At 39.6% G+C, this 15,160-nt stretch carries 18 protein-coding genes; 1 reads left to right on the forward strand and 17 read right to left on the reverse strand.

All coding sequences use genetic code 11. From position 1 onward, the window contains the following. Window positions 1–89: 89 nt before the first annotated feature. Window positions 90–1,493, reverse strand: coding sequence for an MFS transporter (locus ACPW7N_RS22860; RefSeq protein WP_425653755.1), 1,404 nt, complete (start codon window positions 1,491–1,493; stop codon window positions 90–92). A gap of 118 nt (window positions 1,494–1,611) precedes the next feature. Between ACPW7N_RS22860 and ACPW7N_RS22865 the strand changes: the two genes are divergently transcribed. Continuing rightward, window positions 1,612–2,499, forward strand: a complete 888-nt coding sequence (locus tag ACPW7N_RS22865) for a LysR family transcriptional regulator (RefSeq protein ID WP_425653756.1) — start codon at window positions 1,612–1,614, stop codon at window positions 2,497–2,499. A gap of 37 nt (window positions 2,500–2,536) precedes the next feature. Here ACPW7N_RS22865 and ACPW7N_RS22870 read toward each other — a convergent pair whose 3' ends face one another. The 16 genes from ACPW7N_RS22870 to ACPW7N_RS22945 all read right to left on the reverse strand — a co-directional run bounded on the left by ACPW7N_RS22870 (window position 2,537) and on the right by ACPW7N_RS22945 (window position 15,120). Next, window positions 2,537–3,424 carry a TIGR01777 family oxidoreductase gene (locus tag ACPW7N_RS22870; protein ID WP_425653777.1) on the reverse strand — a complete coding sequence of 296 codons (888 nt, stop codon included), beginning with the start codon at window positions 3,422–3,424 and terminating at the stop codon, window positions 2,537–2,539. 623 nt (window positions 3,425–4,047) lie between these two features. Next, on the reverse strand, window positions 4,048–4,380 hold the full coding sequence (locus tag ACPW7N_RS22875) for a hypothetical protein (RefSeq protein ID WP_425653757.1): 333 nt from the start codon (window positions 4,378–4,380) through the stop codon (window positions 4,048–4,050). A gap of 35 nt (window positions 4,381–4,415) precedes the next feature. Beyond that, window positions 4,416–5,543 carry an RNase A-like domain-containing protein gene (locus tag ACPW7N_RS22880; protein ID WP_425653758.1) on the reverse strand — a complete coding sequence of 376 codons (1,128 nt, stop codon included), beginning with the start codon at window positions 5,541–5,543 and terminating at the stop codon, window positions 4,416–4,418. Between the two features lie 319 nt (window positions 5,544–5,862). Continuing rightward, the gene (locus ACPW7N_RS22885) at window positions 5,863–6,354 is read right to left on the reverse strand and encodes an NADAR family protein (protein WP_425653759.1); all 492 of its coding nucleotides are present in this window, start codon (window positions 6,352–6,354) and stop codon (window positions 5,863–5,865) included. A gap of 18 nt (window positions 6,355–6,372) precedes the next feature. Further along, the gene (locus tag ACPW7N_RS22890) at window positions 6,373–6,795 is read right to left on the reverse strand and encodes a macro domain-containing protein (RefSeq protein WP_425653760.1); all 423 of its coding nucleotides are present in this window, start codon (window positions 6,793–6,795) and stop codon (window positions 6,373–6,375) included. Between the two features lie 26 nt (window positions 6,796–6,821). Then, window positions 6,822–7,688 carry a TIGR02452 family protein gene (locus tag ACPW7N_RS22895; protein ID WP_425653761.1) on the reverse strand — a complete coding sequence of 289 codons (867 nt, stop codon included), beginning with the start codon at window positions 7,686–7,688 and terminating at the stop codon, window positions 6,822–6,824. Window positions 7,689–7,718: 30 nt separating this feature from the next. Further along, window positions 7,719–8,627 (reverse strand): NUDIX hydrolase, encoded by a 909-nt coding sequence (locus ACPW7N_RS22900; protein WP_425653763.1) that lies wholly within the window; start codon window positions 8,625–8,627, stop codon window positions 7,719–7,721. Between the two features lie 241 nt (window positions 8,628–8,868). Continuing rightward, window positions 8,869–9,702, reverse strand: a complete 834-nt coding sequence (locus ACPW7N_RS22905) for a lipase family protein (protein WP_425653765.1) — start codon at window positions 9,700–9,702, stop codon at window positions 8,869–8,871. 4 nt (window positions 9,703–9,706) lie between these two features. Further along, window positions 9,707–10,534, reverse strand: a complete 828-nt coding sequence (locus tag ACPW7N_RS22910) for a lipase family protein (protein ID WP_425653766.1) — start codon at window positions 10,532–10,534, stop codon at window positions 9,707–9,709. 278 nt (window positions 10,535–10,812) lie between these two features. Continuing rightward, complete coding sequence (locus ACPW7N_RS22915; RefSeq protein ID WP_425653767.1) at window positions 10,813–11,088, reverse strand: hypothetical protein; 276 nt, start codon at window positions 11,086–11,088, stop codon at window positions 10,813–10,815. 2 nt (window positions 11,089–11,090) lie between these two features. Then, on the reverse strand, window positions 11,091–11,861 hold the full coding sequence (locus tag ACPW7N_RS22920) for a YheC/YheD family protein (RefSeq protein WP_425653768.1): 771 nt from the start codon (window positions 11,859–11,861) through the stop codon (window positions 11,091–11,093). 24 nt (window positions 11,862–11,885) lie between these two features. Beyond that, window positions 11,886–13,025: a phosphonopyruvate decarboxylase gene (aepY, locus tag ACPW7N_RS22925; RefSeq protein ID WP_425653769.1), complete on the reverse strand. Its 1,140-nt coding sequence runs from the start codon at window positions 13,023–13,025 to the stop codon at window positions 11,886–11,888. Beyond that, the gene (gene aepX, locus ACPW7N_RS22930; RefSeq protein ID WP_425653771.1) at window positions 13,009–13,920 is read right to left on the reverse strand and encodes a phosphoenolpyruvate mutase; all 912 of its coding nucleotides are present in this window, start codon (window positions 13,918–13,920) and stop codon (window positions 13,009–13,011) included. The genes aepY and aepX overlap by 17 nt, the downstream gene beginning before the upstream one ends. Before the next feature lie 124 nt (window positions 13,921–14,044). Continuing rightward, a complete protein-coding gene (locus ACPW7N_RS22935; RefSeq protein ID WP_425653772.1) occupies window positions 14,045–14,152 on the reverse strand; it encodes a YjcZ family sporulation protein in 108 nt (35 codons plus the stop codon). Between the two features lie 126 nt (window positions 14,153–14,278). After that, window positions 14,279–14,554, reverse strand: a complete 276-nt coding sequence (locus ACPW7N_RS22940) for a cupin domain-containing protein (protein WP_425653774.1) — start codon at window positions 14,552–14,554, stop codon at window positions 14,279–14,281. Further along, the gene (locus ACPW7N_RS22945) at window positions 14,551–15,120 is read right to left on the reverse strand and encodes an MATE family efflux transporter (RefSeq protein WP_425653776.1); all 570 of its coding nucleotides are present in this window, start codon (window positions 15,118–15,120) and stop codon (window positions 14,551–14,553) included. Before ACPW7N_RS22945 ends, ACPW7N_RS22940 begins: the two co-directional genes overlap by 4 nt. Window positions 15,121–15,160: the final 40 nt, after the last annotated feature.

Consider the following 15,160-nt stretch of genomic DNA (forward strand, 5'->3'; position numbering starts at 1 on the left):
TTAGTTTTTCTCAAGTCAAACACTGCAATGTCATCATTGTAGTGGCATACGGAATGAATACTACCGTTGGCTTATCCTTTAGAATAAAACTACACTTCTTTTGATGCTAATTGTTTTTCCAATTGCCCAGAATCCCTGTGGAGCCAATTTCTGATTACCAAGAACAACGCAATGACCAACAGGACAACCCCAAGCACTCTAAATCCCCCGGCTGTAAGCTTATCCCCCATTACGATGGTTAGCAGCAATGAAGAGAGAATGGTTCCCAGGTATCTTGATGTCATAAACAATCCGGATGCTACACCGATCATTTCTTTTGGTGAACTTTTGAATAAAGCTGCTTGCATAGCGACATTGTTCAACCCGTTACTAATACCGAATGCTGCCAACGCAAAACATACACTGATAAGCGGTGAAGTTTGATTCAATGCGATTATCCAAGCTGCCCCAAGTGTCATCAGTATCCCGGATACTAGCAATGCTGGCCTGTGACCAGATTTATCTATCCATCGTCCTGCTATGGGAGAAACAACGAGCGAGCATAAGCCTAAGCTTAACATGAGAATCCCTGTATGGAATTCACTGACATGACGTACCGTTTGCAAATAAGTCGGGAGCCCGAAAAAGATTGAGTAAAAAAGTACGTTAACAAGTATGAATTCGACATTGACCCAAGTCATCGCAGGAAATTTAGCGAATGTACGCAAAGGAATAAAGGGTGACGTCGCTTTTAGCTCATGCCTTACGAAAGTCCCCAGTGTAATGAGACCTACCAACATGAAAAGGACATGTTCAGGTGAGATATTTCCGGATGAGATTGCTGAGAGTAATCCAACTAATAGAGCAACCAGACCCACTGTGAAGAGCAGGATCCCTGTCGCATCAATAAAATCAAACCATTTCCGAAAAGACATAGTTCCTGCATCGAATGTTGGCGGTTCGTCCTTTGGTATCGTCCTCCAGGCTAAAAAAAAGCTCGCCACTACGAACGGAATATTGACGAAAAAGATAGCTGGCCAATCCCACCAATGAATCAACACCCCACCAATAAATGGACCAATGGCTGCCGCTCCTGATAAAAATATCGATAAAACAGACAAGGCCGTTGCCTGTTTCTCCTTAATATGAACTCGTACTAAAGCCATACCAACTGAGACCATCATACTTGTCCCGATGGATTGCACAATGCGAAAGACGATGAGCCATCCGAAGCTTGATGATAATGGTGCTAAAAATGATGCTACGGTAACTACAATCAGCCCAGTCAGAAATATCTTCTTGCGACCGAATAAATCACTGGCCCTTCCCATGATAGGTTGAGCAATAGCACTCGCAATATAAAAGGAAAAAATAATCCAAGAAACAACTGTGAAATCAATGCCGTACACATTTTGCAGCCTTGCTATAGCGACAGAAATCATCGAAGAATTAAGAGGATTCAATAATACCCCCATTCCAACAGAAATCAACAACCACCTACTGCGAACACCCATTTTTTGTCCCCTCCCGAAGCGTCTTGATGTCATCGTAATGGAAATCGCATATTTACTCCAACGCATTTTATGCTATGATTTCATTGACTTAAAGGAATGTGTGGAGGGAGGGTAAGAAATGGAACTTCTACAACTGCAATATTTTATCGCAGTAGCTCGGTTGGAACATGTGACCGAAGCTGCACGAAGTCTGCACGTTACTCAATCGTCACTTAGTAAAACGATTCAACGCTTGGAGGATGATCTAGGGGTTCCTCTATTCGATCGAATAGGACGGAAGCTGCGATTGAATGAGTTCGGAAGCAGATTTCTTCACCGTGCTCAAAGAGCGTTGTTTGAATTGGAACAGGGAAAACAGGAGATTCGTGATTTGAACAGTCCGGATCATGGCACTCTCAAATTGGCGGTCACCACCGCAAGCACGTTGCCAAATATCCTGCGAGAGTTTCGGAAAAAGCGTCCTACAATCCAATTTCACGTACAAATGCTAACGACTCAGGAAATGGTTACGCTTCTTCATAGAGGTGAGGTTGATTTTTGCTTGTCATCCCCTCCTATACAAGGGGATGACGTTGAGTGTCAAATCGTGTTCAATGACCCAATTCTCGTCGCTGTTCCCAAGGGGCATCGGCTAGCAGACCGAAGTAGTGTATCCTTGACAGAACTTAGGGATGAATGGTTTGTCGGTGTTAAAAAAGGCTACGGTACTCGCGATCTAGTGGACTCTGTTTGCAAGTCGGTTGGATTTGAACCGAAATATGTTTATGAGGGAGATGAACCTGCAAGGTTAAGCGCTCTTGTGGAAGCAGAACTTGGCATAGCCTTTATACCAGGCACGGCAAGAGACTCACGGGAACATATCAATTATCTCGAAATAGAGAATCTCGAATTGGTACGGGAGATCGCTTTGTTATCGCACAGGAGTCGCTACATTTCACGGGCTGCTAGGGAATTCCGTGAGGTCGTTGTGGAGTATTTTGGGTCAATATCCAAACGGAAAGAGTAATCATGCTGTGAATGCTTGTAACGTTTGCAAGAAAAAATCATGTCAGTAAATCTTGAAATGCCATGTCAATTTTGCCAAATCTAAACGTATATCCTTCTTTCTCTAACCTTTCTGGAAGTACCCAACGACTCTTCAAAATTAATTCAGTTTCCGTTTGGATTAACAATGCACCAATTGTAAGCATCCAACTCGGAGAAGGAAAACCAAACTGTTTATTCATCGCAGTTCTGAGCTGTTTCATTAGTTCACGATTCGTGACTGGGTAAGGAGAAGAGCAATTAAAGACCCCACTTACCTCTTCTTTTTCTTTGAGAAAGAGAATGATTTGGAACAAATCTTCTATATGAATCCAGCTAAACATTTGATTTCCCCAGCCTTGAACACCACCAAGACCAAATCTGACTAAGTTCTTATACGGAGTCATGACACCTCCATTTTTTCCTAATACAATGGCAATTCGTAATGCAACTTGCCTGGTTTTTGGCAAATCAAATGAAAAGAACGTGCGTTCCCAGGCTTTGGCTACATCAACGGAAAAACCAGATCCAATTTCACCACTTTCTTCCGTCATTGGTCGGTCTTCAGCATGTCGATAGATCGTTGCCGTACTTGAATTAATCCATAATCCTGGCGGGTTTTTGCATGATAATAGAGCATCTCCAAGTATTTTGGTGGTCTCTGTTCTTGAATTCAATATTTCTTCCCTATTCCTGCGATTGTAGCGACAGTCTACAGACTTTCCTGCCAGGTTAATTAACAAGTCTGCATCTTCCAAGGCTTCAACGATTTCTGATTGATTCATCCAAGATATATGGTGGGCTTGCCTAGAAATGATTTTTACTTCATACCCTAGATTCATAAATTTCTCATGAAAATATGTTCCGACAAAGCCAGTTCCTCCAGCCAAGATCACTTTGTTTTTCATGGGAGTCTGTCTATTCATTGGTTTCTACCCTCTTTACAGTTAGCAAACATAGATTACGTTTGCTACGATTGGTACGGAAGCATGTTCATGAATGATTGCCAGGTTCATCTCTACTGTACCCATATTAAATCCCCAGGGAAATAATGCCAATAATACAACTGCAACCCTGATGGGGGATTGGAATGAAGAAAACAATTCTTTGCTTTTTGCTGGCGGTACCCCTAATAGCTTAATGAAAAAGTTCCGATAAAGCACCCTTTCGGAGCTATGAAAAAAAGCACATGAAGCCAACTTAACAGGTTCAAATGCTTCTGATAATTTTAGAATTGTAAGTAAAAATCGAGTGCATCCTTTTCCAGTTGAGCAATAATTGAATAAAATCCGTATAGTCATTTTCTACATGTAATCTTTCCATAGCTTGATTATATGCCGAAGACCATCCAATTCGAAAAATTAACGAAGGTGTGGACGTCCCCTTCATCCATGAACTCGTTATCTTTCTTTCCATCAGTAGTATCAAGGGTTTGCTACGCCTTATGCCCTTGACACTACTGGTTATAAGAAAGGTGTATCAATTTGGGGATTAAATCTTCTCAAATTAGAAAAAGTTTTACTTTCCTTCTTTATCTATGTAATCCTCTACTAACCTTATCAATAAATTCTTGGCCATCTTTAAAATGTAACCTTCTCATACTAGGTTCGCAAATGAATTGCTCTATTTCGTTCCATCTTTCTTGATTGTAATTGTCCAGTAGCGCTTGTAACGAACACAAATTCCTTTGAAGTTCAGCTACTCGATCAGCTGGTTCACGATCAAGGAAATCTTTGGCCACAATCTCAAGTTCAGACCATTCTATCCCCTGTGTAAAATATCCAGTGATAAAATACCTGAGTTCATCGTATTCCAGTAAAGTTTTATCACTCGGAGCATCAAAATTATTCCACATATTAAGCATTATTTATTCACCTATCTTCATATGGCTTTCGCGAGTTATTTCTTCCATTTTAAAGCCGGATACGATGTTAAAACACTGAAACCTTGTTTCACATTTGGATCTCTTACGAAAATTGTAATAGCCATCTTGATATTATCGTGCACCGTTGTTTCATTTTGATAAACTCCTCTTCCTAAGCTTGAATCAGAATCATATCGCACAGCAAAAATCTCGTTAGAAGTATTTAGTAACCAATCGGCTATCTCTTCCGCTTTATTATTAATACTTTTCTCAACTACTTTATTAGCTGTGTCTCTATCTTTGTATGTTGTTGCCGCTTCTATATCTTTTCTTTTGGCTCTGTTGATTAAATCTGCATTAGACAACCCAACATGCTCTTTTAACATGTGTCCTACCCGATTACCAATTCTTTTACCTTCAGAAGAATTAACCAAATCTTTCGCGTTGACATCCTTTATACTCTTTTTCATGAGCCTTTTTGCAGCATCATCTAGATTGCTTGTAGAAACTTTATAAATTGAGTGAATAGAGTCTGTTAACTTTGCAATGCTCTTCAAATCCCCAAGCCCAGGTACAAATCCCAACATGGCAACAGCTACATCTTTAGCCTTGGATTTAGGATCCTTTAATACTTTATATAGATTATAAGCATCTTTTACTTGCCCTACACCTGGTATGAGGTCTGTTACGAAATCTACAAGAGATTCAGCAAGTTTCCAACCTTTTTTATCTTTATCTTTCGCTTGGAGAAGTTCTTGGGCCTCTATTTGTTGGACCTTAGATGGTTTACTTTTGGCAGTACGAAGAGCTTCCTCTAATTCTACTAATTCAGGATCAATTGAGGGAGTTACAGTAGAAGGAGCCATCATAGCTTTTTCAATGGCAGCCTGTACTTCCCAATCAATTTCTCCAGTTGAACTAACAGCAGCTGGTGAGCTAGCGGTAGCAGTACTTCTCAACATGGTTGGAGTGCTCCTTGACGATAGTACCTCAAACTTTTTTCTAGCTTCATCTGAAATTTCTACTGTTTCGATGTTTCTTTTCAAGTGGTCCGTAGCAACTTTTCCACTTTGATTTGTAGGGGATGATTGTGCACTCTCCCTCACATAACTGTTTTGATAGGAATTAGAAATTACATTTGGTGTTGAACGATAAATAGTCATGTTTTCCTCCGTATTGTGTATTCCTGTGCAATTAGTAAATTAAAGAGCCTGATCAAGAAGGTGAATATTCACGTACTTTTTGAAAATTCTCCTACTACTGAATTTACTTGCAGCAACAAATGTTACAATAATAGAGAAATGTGCCCATCGTATGATCATCAGATGGTTATTTTAGTAATTTTAATAGAATCTGTTCAAAAATGATGAAATAAATTAGCATGTCTATAGATTGTTGCCGTAATAGAATGAATCCATCATCCAGGCTGGTTTTTGCATGATAACGATCAATCGTCTTTATCTTTTTCACCCTTTTATGACATCACAACGAAGTAGCACTACGTTTCAATTCTTCACGCAGTTGTGTAAGAATTTCACCCAGCCAATTTGTCCCTTTCCACTGGGATCGATGTTTTGCTCGAGGATCTTCTTCTGCAAGGCCAATTCCCCAAATAGCATCGTCTGGACTAGCTTCCACTAATGTAGTTTCACCCGTATGTAGCAAAGCTGTCAGCAATTCAGGATTTTGTGAAAACTTGGCTTTGTTTGCTTCATACACAATTTGCTTGCAATGAGATTCCCATATAGAGCGATCAAAATTTTTGACGTGACGACCAAGTCTCTTTTGCTCACGAGGTTCGTTAGCTGACAAAATTTGTGCCGCTATCTCGATATCCTTGAATAGAAGAGCCTTCCCGTACACCATTGCTTGTTCTGCACTAGAAAACGTGATCCCATTTAGTTCAAAAGATGCCTTATACCATTGAGAAAAAGGCGATTTAGACCTCCAAAAGAATGTAAATTGCTCATTCATTTAAATCTCTCCCTTGTCTTACAGTGTACATACGGTAATCTCGATATCTACATCAGAAAAGACATCATTGATGATCTCCTTGACTTTCCCCCATTGTAGCTTATCAAGCCCACAACCGATTCGGGGCATAGCCAGTTTTTTTATGCCTTCTTGTTCACATATGTGCTTCAATGAGATAACGGCTTTAGTAAATGAATCGTACGTAGGCTTTTGCCAATAACTTGACTTAGTAACTAAATTCAATACCCTTCCAACTTTATAGCACTTACCAATTTCTAATGGTTTTTGGAGAGCCATTTTCTGAAGTGAGTCTAGTTTAAACCTCTTTCGAAATTCAACTGCAATTCCTGCCCCCATTTTTGCATCAGAGGAAATGCAATGAGCTAGGAAAAAATCTTCTGACATTGTGAACAAATCTTTATTTATTTCATTTAATAACATGACTAGCACTTCTCTTTCTGTTGAGATCAAGATTTGTTCCTGAGGGCTTTTTTGAATACGTTAATTCTTTCTTTATTAGGAGAGTGATCGTAAATCGCAAAAACGATTCGGTCAAATAGCTGTCCATATCCTTGTTCGAGAAGGATATTCCGAAAGTAACCTGAGACATCTTCAAGTTTGTTTTGAAAGACGCCACAGCCGTACGCTCCTAGTACAATAGCCCGATGATTATGAGAAGATGCAACACTCAATATTTTCTTAATACGTTCGATCATTACTTGATCAATTCGTGCTTGGTTCCTTGGCTCTCTTTCCCTTACAATTCCCGCATTTACAGCAGGTGCGGTGATAAATGAAACAAAATAAGGAAGATTCAGCAGAATATCGTTATCGTTTCTGAAAACGGGAACGTTTGGTGAATAGATCATGTAATCTGAATACAGTCCAGTTCCCACTTTTTTGTTGTAATCATACATCTCTTGCATTTGTGAAATGCAAGGATAGAGGCCAGAAGAGCGTGCTAAGCTCTCCTCTTGTGCCTGGCTACCGTTTAGAAAACCCCCACCAGGATTTTTCGCCGATGCAAAGTTGAGACAAACTGTTTCACGAATATTTTCATCCACGACAAGTCTTTTGGCAGCACCTAACGTTGATTCACTTGTTATCTCGATGAATGGTTCGTTTGATTGCGACTGCCGTTTTTTACTCAAATCCTCCAAACGATAATCCAAGTCAGTTGGGCGATAAAGAACTGTGCTGTTTATTGCAGAATCCAGTTCACTTTTCAGTTCAATCCTTCTTCCAGCATGATTTACATAAGTTCCAGTATCAATTATCTTCAATGTTTCCTGCGCAATCTGTGCTCTTTTCATTCGACTGTTTTGGTTATTCATAAAAACACTTCCTTTCGGATCAAACGTTCATTAAAACTCGTCCGTCCAATCATGATTAAATCGATACAATTTCGAAGGACGGTGTCCGGCGTTCTTTGTAAACTCATTTGTTTCCGTTACCTTGTTAGCAATTTTTCTACGAAAAGCAGCAGCTAATAATTCTTTTCCAAGGATCACTTCATAAACTTGCTGCAATTCTGTTAACGTAAATCGTTCATGCATCAAATTAAATACAATGTCCGTAGCCTCTATTTTGCTTCTCAGGCTCTCTAATCCGTACTGGATTAACTTCGCATGATCAAAGGCTAATCCATTCGTTTCAACGATTTCTCTCTCAACGCTTTGAACTCTGCCCGCAACTGTTTTTGTTATTTTGATGGTAGCTGACATTTCGATATCTTCGTTCCAGATTCGAAGCTTTACCCACTTTTCAATTACTTTTCCCTTTTCAGTCAGGCTCTTCTTTTCTTGAAACAATTTGTCCTGAATATAAAACCAATTAGCATCATCTGCATCATCACCGGCTTTTATTTGCAAGGAATTGTTATCGACGAGTGCCATATAGGAACAACTAATTACCCTTGTACGTGGGTCGCGATGGACATCCCCCCAGGTGTGAAGCTGCTCCATGTAGATATTATCAATGTTGGTTTCTGTTCTTAACTCTCGTTGGGCAGCCTGTTCAATACTCTCGTGGATAGAAACAAAGCCTCCAGGCAAAGCCCATTGGCCGATATAGGGATGTTCGCCTCTTTTCACGAGTAAAATTTTCAATGCTTTTTCTGATAATTTTCTGTAATTGTCTGTTTCCTCATCCATCACGGTAAATATCAACATATCAACTGTAACAGATGGTCGTTCATATCTATTCGCATCGTATGTCCGCAAAAATTCTTCTTCTGTATACCCACGGTTGTCCCTAACTGGTTTGTTCTCCATTATCATCATCCTTATAGTTCGTACTATTCACCAATTGTTATTATCAAAATGTTATTATCAAATATTATTTAACATGATAATTTTTCTTTTATGCTTTGTCAATCCTTATATACTGTAACGACTACCAAAATTTAAAACAAAAAAGCGACCATACTGTTGGTCACTTTTTCAACGTTCCAGTTGCTTGTCCGCAAGAACATAGCCCAGTTTAAGCGACTTATCCATCTTGATGCCGTTCACTTTAATTATCGACCTCTCTGCATATACCTATAAATGGAGTACATAATTTTGTATCGGGACAAAAACCTGGATTTTCAAAACATAATTTTTTGGTGAAATCAGGATTCTGTTGACTGAGGTTTTTAAAATAGCAGACAATTTCATGATTGCGAACTGCCAAACTGTTCAGTTGGAAAGAGAGAGGGTACTTCTTGTTTACATGCCGATAGTATAAACCTTTCTTTGTAAAAGGAGGCGGATACACTTTATCCGGTAAAGTGGGAATAATGTCATGAACATTAAAAATGCGAAAACTTTTCTCTACCGTTTTGTTAAAGAGAGAAACAAAGACAGGGTCTGCTGCGCGAGGACTGCCATAGGTAAACACGTAAGGATTTTTAAAACCGGTATTTTTAGCGATATCCAAAGCAGCTAATACAGCTAAACCTCCCCCTAAGCTGTGTCCAGCAATATACAGTCTTTTTGTTTTAGAAAGTCTGTTTAAATTCTTTATCAATTCCTTTCGGGTAGATACATAAATCGATGTAAATCCACGATGGGTTTTACCAGCATCACTGACAAAAGGATATGGTACTTGATATAAATCTTGATCCGACTCGTTGTCATTAAAAGTTCGTGTTCCTCTGAATGTTACAATGATTTTTTCTTTTGACTCTGCGATAAAACCAAATACTTCCTTTTTGGGATTTTCAACACCAGCCAGTGCGCAAATGGTATAACGCTGGTCAAATCCTTTTGGCAAAATCAGTGGTTCCCCTTCAAAAAGTTGATATGACTGATAAATCATAGCCGAAAGCAATATGGCATCTTCGCTTTTATATATTGAATGATTCATTCTTTCAAGCACCTCGATATGGAATACACATTTTGGTATTAGGACAAAAACCAGGGTTTTCATTGCATAATGTTTTGGCAAAGTCGGGATTCTGTTGACTGAGGTTTTTAAAATAACAGGAAATTGCATCATTGCGAGGCGTATTATTCAGTTGAAAAGAGATAGGAAATCTTGATTGTACATGTTGATAGGATATACCTTCTTTGGTAAAAGGAGGCGGATACTTCTTAGCAGGAAAAGTTGGAAATGAATCATGGATATTAACGATTCGTACACTGTTTTTTACAACTTGATTGAATCTGGATGCAAAGTCAGGATTACCAACACGAGGACTGCCATAAGTATATACGATGGGATTTTTGAATTTAGTATTTACCGCAATATCTAATGCTGCTAAAACGGACAAAGCTCCGCCGTAGTTGTGTCCAGTAATAAACAGCTGTTTTGCAGCAGATAGTTTATTTAATTTTCTGATCAAATTGTTTCTTGTTGATTGATAGATACATGTAAATCCACGCGAGGTTTTTCCCGCATTGGTAACAAACGGATAAGGAATTTGAAGGATGTCATAGGCGGCTAATAAGTCAGCAGGATATGCTGCATATCCTCTAAAAGCAATAATGACCTGATTTACTGACTCAGCTATAAAACCGAATACTTCCTCCGTAGGATTCTCTACGTCTGTTACGGCGCGAATGGTATATCGAAGGGTATAGCCTTTTGGCAAAATAAGTTTTCCATCGAAAAAAAATGGATACGTCTGAAAGCACATGGCTGCAAGAAATATGGCAGTTTCACTATTAAAAATAGTGTTTTGATTAGGTAATACCATTTTTCAATTTCCTTTCTTTGTAGAAATGCATATATGACCAAAGCTCCAAATAATAATTCCTCTTGAGCGAGTTATCCGCCCCTATTATGATTCTATGCCCAGATTAATAGGTATGTGTTTGTACTAACGTAGTTGGTTATGATTTTCACCTTCAGGCTTTAAAGTTTCATTGGGATAAGGATAGGCAATTAAAGCGTAAGTACGTGGACAATACTATAAAGAAGGAATAAAAGATAGGGTCACAGAAATGATCCTGCTCCCTATCCTCGACTTCTTAATTACGTATTCAGTTTATTTTTAATATCCTCGATTTTATCTTGGTTAACTCCTTTTACCCCGTGTTGCAATAACATCGTTACCATTCTCGTTGAAGAATCGTCCTGTGTAAATTCATGAAGCTGTTTAATAAATTCATCTATTTCTGATTCCTGAAAATTTTTCCCTGCCTCCTTTCCAGCCTGAACCATAATGGTTTTCAGCGTATCGAGGTCGTTCAATTTATCAGCAGGTACACTTTTGATAAGGGAAATAATCATATCAATATGTGAATCCATGCCTATTTACTCCCTTCACTATATTCTCGTATCGTTTGATACATGGTTTTATCTTCCAACTCGAGAAATATATAATCATCTGGCTTGAAATTTGCTTCAATCATCCACGCCTTCCCTTCTGAATCAAAACATAAATCAAACCCGATCATTTGAAGACTGGGAAAATGCTGTTGAAGACGTTCTACAGCAAGTAATGCTACTAGATCCAACTGAGATAACAGTTCTTGCTGAGGAAATTTATTTAGAGAGGAACGTTGAAGGGCGTTCTCTACGGGAACTAGAGTAGCACCAAGATTGACATTAGTGATCGCATAGCCAGAGCTTGCTATTTTCGCAAGAGTACCCGTTATTTTCCAAGGCAGGTCAGCCTTTCGCTGGACCATAACTCTAATATCAAAAGGACACTCATCCACTGTTGCTAATGAGATCCGATGCTGGACCATATAACTTTTTTCAAGAATGGTGTTAATTTCACTTCGGTCAATGTATGGTGTAAATTCTTTCAATATATATTCTGCTAAGAAGGAGAAGAGATCACTCTTTGTTGTAGTGTGTTTGGATAACTTCTCTTGCACCAAAATACGATTGTTTCCTTCTAAAGAAACGATAATCACTCCTGATCCTCCGCTTCCTGAGACGGGTTTCAAAATCACTTCGTCCTTCGTGTCTAGTAACGACAATAGATTTTCTTCAGTCAGTAAGCGTGTCTCGGGCAGAAAGGGCTGAATCCTCTCATCTTCACGAAGAATACAATATCGTTCCCATTTCCTCATCCTTACCAATCCCCAATCATCACATTATTTCCCAGTCGATTGTATATACTTTTGCAGCCGTTCCTTCACTTCAAACGGCTTGATTTTTGGACGCGCCAGAAACTGTGGAGACCCTTTTTTAATCCTCATGTAAAGAAACGTAAGTCCATGACTTTGCTGCCAATTATGAATAAAACATTGCAGCTCTTCTAACGTGTGGACATAAATAGATTTCTGATACCCGCAAGCTGCTGCAATATCCACAAAATTAATATGATTAGAAACGGTCCTTTGCCCGCCTGTTGAATCATGCGCATGGTTATCCAGCATGATATGAAGCATGTTGGTCGGATGATAGTAGCCGTTGGTCGCCAAGCTTCCCATGCGCATGAGCACAGATCCGTCCCCATCTATAATGATGGTATCCAACTCTTTTTGAGACAACGCAAGGCCGAGTCCCAGTGAGCTGACGCATCCCATCGATCCAACCATATATAATTGATTGCAGGCATCCTGTATTTCGTACAATTCCCTGCTTGTTTTTCCTGTAGTGGCTATCAGTACCGTATTGTTCTCTTGCGCTGCATGGATCACACGCAGAGCTTCCTGTCTAGTCGGCAATTGATCTTCTCTTTGACTTGCCATTTTTATTGGGTTCACATGATTTGGAGGTATTACTTCTTCCAGGATTTCTTCTGCAAAAGTTCCTTTTCGGACAACGAAGAAAAATGGGGTGTTTTGCTCCACGTACTGATTGGCAACTTTAAGCTGGCCTTTGGCTTCTACTAGGTCGGTAGACAAATACTCCCATTTAACCTGCATCAATTCCAATAACTGAGTGGTAATTTGACCCATTAGTTCATGCTGTGGTTCGTCTGCGAGCCCTGGTTCGCCACGAAGACTAATAAAGCCAAGTAGCGGAATCTCAAACGGATAATTGAGGGAAACCAATGGAGAAACAGCATTTGTTAACCCAGAATTTTGCATCAGGACTACCGCTTTTCTTCCACCTAAAAAGGCACCCGAGGCAATGGCGACCGCATCTCCTTCATTTGCTGCCATGATATAATCACATCGATTGATTGCATAATTAATCAAGTTTTTCAAAAAGGAACACGGAACCCCACTGAAAAAGGAAAACCCAAGATCATGCAACGCTTCGCCAAACTTATTGGTATCCAACATCATTATTCACCTTGATCGTTTCCGGGGACGGAAGGTATTTCTTTTCCGCCTCAATCAGCTCACCTGCATCTTGCAGTTGAAAGATATCTTCGAGGCTTGCCACGTTACCCTCCACTCCCATGAGAGTCTCATCCTGAAAAATCTGCCTTGAAATTCGTTTCATTGCGTCAACTGCCGCACGCAAATTATGATTGGCCCAGATCACCATACTAATCCCAAGCTCTGAAAATCGTTTTGTCGGAGTCGAGTAATACTTTGTGGGGACAATCACTACTGGATGTCTGTTATCCCATTCCTGCATGAATGATTCGATTTCTTTCGTATCTGCTCTTTTGCTGTGGATCAGAATGGCGTCTGCGCCCGCTTGCCGGTAAGCATCTGCTCGTTGCAATGCCTCCGAAAGACCCCAGCCAGCTATAAATGCTTCTACCCTTGCCACAACATTAAAGTCGTCGTCATGTTGTGTATCTTTCATCGCCTTGATCTTTCCGCAAAATTCATCGATTGGGGCGAGGGGTTGCACGTCGCTATTGATAAACGAGTTGGTTTTGGGAAACAGCTTATCTTCAATACAAACCCCTGCTATCTTACGCTGTTCTAATTTTTGAACCAATCGTCTTGCGTTATTGAAATTTCCGTAGCCGGTATCTCCATCCAATAAAATAGGAATCGTTGAAGCATCACTCATAAACTCCAAAACATCGAGCACTTGCGTCCAGGAAGCTTCGTTGTTATCACGAACTCCCAGGCTTGCAGCAATGGAAAGTCCACTTGCCCATATTCCTTTAAAACCTGTCTCCTCCACAATTTTGGCAGATAGACCATTATGAGCTTCCATTATAAATTCGAGACTTTTCGAATGAAGCAAATATTTCAATACTGATGTTTTTCTCATTGGAGTATCCTTTCACATAAATTAAATGTAAATTATTTTATGAAGTCATGTGAAAAAGGCTACTGTAATGCATTCATTTCAATAAAAAAATCGCCCTCATCACCGTGGGCGATTTCCTTTTTTATTAACAATCCTCGCTGGCACCTACAATTACCAACAAAATAAACAAAACAAGAACCAAGATAAAGCCATTACCACAATGACCTATGTCACTCACCACTGATCCCTCCATCTAATCGTAGGTTATTTTACAGTGTAGAATATGCAGTTCTTTCACCCACTGTATTAGATGAATATCACGGTTTTTATTAAAAATATGAAACCAAACACGACACTAGGTTGGTGGTATAACTCCTAATCAGTTCGCTGCACCAAGTTTATAAACTTTTTTCAAATAATTCGGAATATACCAGACACATACCAGCCCTTTAGGCAGAAATACCAACATATTCTTCGTTACGATATGGGTCACCTCATCAACTGTAATATGTACCTCTCCGTCCAAAACATAAAATGATTCTGTTTCTTCCACTTCCCACGTTCCTTTGTGTGTAGTGTTTTCCCATGGCTCCCACAAAGCGATTCCCAAATCCTGATACTCCTGTGATGAAATATTTTTTACAAAGAACATCATATCGTTTCCACCTCTTGCTTGGTCATTCTTTTTAAACGATGAAACTCAGTGTTCATAAACAGAACAGCAAACAAAAATGCCAATACATCCGCTAGCGGAACTGAGTACCATACCCCACTCACTCCAAATAGTCCTGGAAGCAAATAGTAGAGTGGCATACAAAAAATGAATGATCGAGATACTGCGATTAAAGTAGCCTTGACGTTTTTCTCGATTGCTTCAAAATATCCTGAGATAAGAACAATAATCGAGGCTAGTGGAAAAGAAATGTTAAACACTCTCGTTGACCAAACACCAATTTCCTGTAATGCAGGATCGCCTCCAGAAAAGAAACTAACGATTGGATCGGTGAATAAGAACAATACGACAGTAAGGAACGTGGCAACCAATAACATAAAGATCATTCCTAAGCGTGTAACCTCTCTTACCCGTTCATATAGTTTTGCACCATAATTATAGCTGATAATCGGTTGAATCCCTGTGACTACACCTAACGGAATCAGAATTAGGATGTGAATGTCAACCAAAAAGTTGACCACCGTGCTCATCAAAAAATTGACCACCATGGCAAAATATAACCACCCGCTGGGTGGGTAACTTTTTCAT

This window comes from Brevibacillus nigriterrae, assembly GCF_049846925.1.
In the GTDB taxonomy this organism is placed as follows: Bacteria; Bacillota; Bacilli; order Brevibacillales; family Brevibacillaceae; genus Brevibacillus_H.

Excerpts from the sequence above, each read along its gene's own strand:
- ACPW7N_RS22915 (WP_425653767.1), bottom strand. The coding sequence starts at position 11,088 with ATGGATTCACATATTGATATGATTATTTCCCTTATCAAAAGTGTACCT.
- ACPW7N_RS22890 (WP_425653760.1), bottom strand. The coding sequence starts at position 6,795 with ATGTTATTAAATGAAATAAATAAAGATTTGTTCACAATGTCAGAAGAT.
- ACPW7N_RS22885 (WP_425653759.1), bottom strand. The coding sequence starts at position 6,354 with ATGAATGAGCAATTTACATTCTTTTGGAGGTCTAAATCGCCTTTTTCT.
- ACPW7N_RS22900 (WP_425653763.1), bottom strand. The coding sequence starts at position 8,627 with ATGGAGAACAAACCAGTTAGGGACAACCGTGGGTATACAGAAGAAGAA.
- ACPW7N_RS22880 (WP_425653758.1), bottom strand. The coding sequence starts at position 5,543 with ATGACTATTTATCGTTCAACACCAAATGTAATTTCTAATTCCTATCAA.
- ACPW7N_RS22935 (WP_425653772.1), bottom strand. The coding sequence starts at position 14,152 with ATGGAGGGATCAGTGGTGAGTGACATAGGTCATTGTGGTAATGGCTTT.
- ACPW7N_RS22860 (WP_425653755.1), bottom strand. The coding sequence starts at position 1,493 with ATGGGTGTTCGCAGTAGGTGGTTGTTGATTTCTGTTGGAATGGGGGTA.
- aepX (WP_425653771.1), bottom strand. The coding sequence starts at position 13,920 with ATGAGAAAAACATCAGTATTGAAATATTTGCTTCATTCGAAAAGTCTC.
- ACPW7N_RS22870 (WP_425653777.1), bottom strand. The coding sequence starts at position 3,424 with ATGAAAAACAAAGTGATCTTGGCTGGAGGAACTGGCTTTGTCGGAACA.
- ACPW7N_RS22895 (WP_425653761.1), bottom strand. The coding sequence starts at position 7,688 with ATGAATAACCAAAACAGTCGAATGAAAAGAGCACAGATTGCGCAGGAA.
- ACPW7N_RS22945 (WP_425653776.1), bottom strand. The coding sequence starts at position 15,120 with ATGGTGGTCAATTTTTTGATGAGCACGGTGGTCAACTTTTTGGTTGAC.
- ACPW7N_RS22865 (WP_425653756.1), top strand. The coding sequence starts at position 1,612 with ATGGAACTTCTACAACTGCAATATTTTATCGCAGTAGCTCGGTTGGAA.
- ACPW7N_RS22920 (WP_425653768.1), bottom strand. The coding sequence starts at position 11,861 with ATGAGGAAATGGGAACGATATTGTATTCTTCGTGAAGATGAGAGGATT.
- aepY (WP_425653769.1), bottom strand. The coding sequence starts at position 13,025 with ATGTTGGATACCAATAAGTTTGGCGAAGCGTTGCATGATCTTGGGTTT.
- ACPW7N_RS22875 (WP_425653757.1), bottom strand. The coding sequence starts at position 4,380 with ATGCTTAATATGTGGAATAATTTTGATGCTCCGAGTGATAAAACTTTA.
- ACPW7N_RS22910 (WP_425653766.1), bottom strand. The coding sequence starts at position 10,534 with ATGGTATTACCTAATCAAAACACTATTTTTAATAGTGAAACTGCCATA.
- ACPW7N_RS22940 (WP_425653774.1), bottom strand. The coding sequence starts at position 14,554 with ATGATGTTCTTTGTAAAAAATATTTCATCACAGGAGTATCAGGATTTG.
- ACPW7N_RS22905 (WP_425653765.1), bottom strand. The coding sequence starts at position 9,702 with ATGAATCATTCAATATATAAAAGCGAAGATGCCATATTGCTTTCGGCT.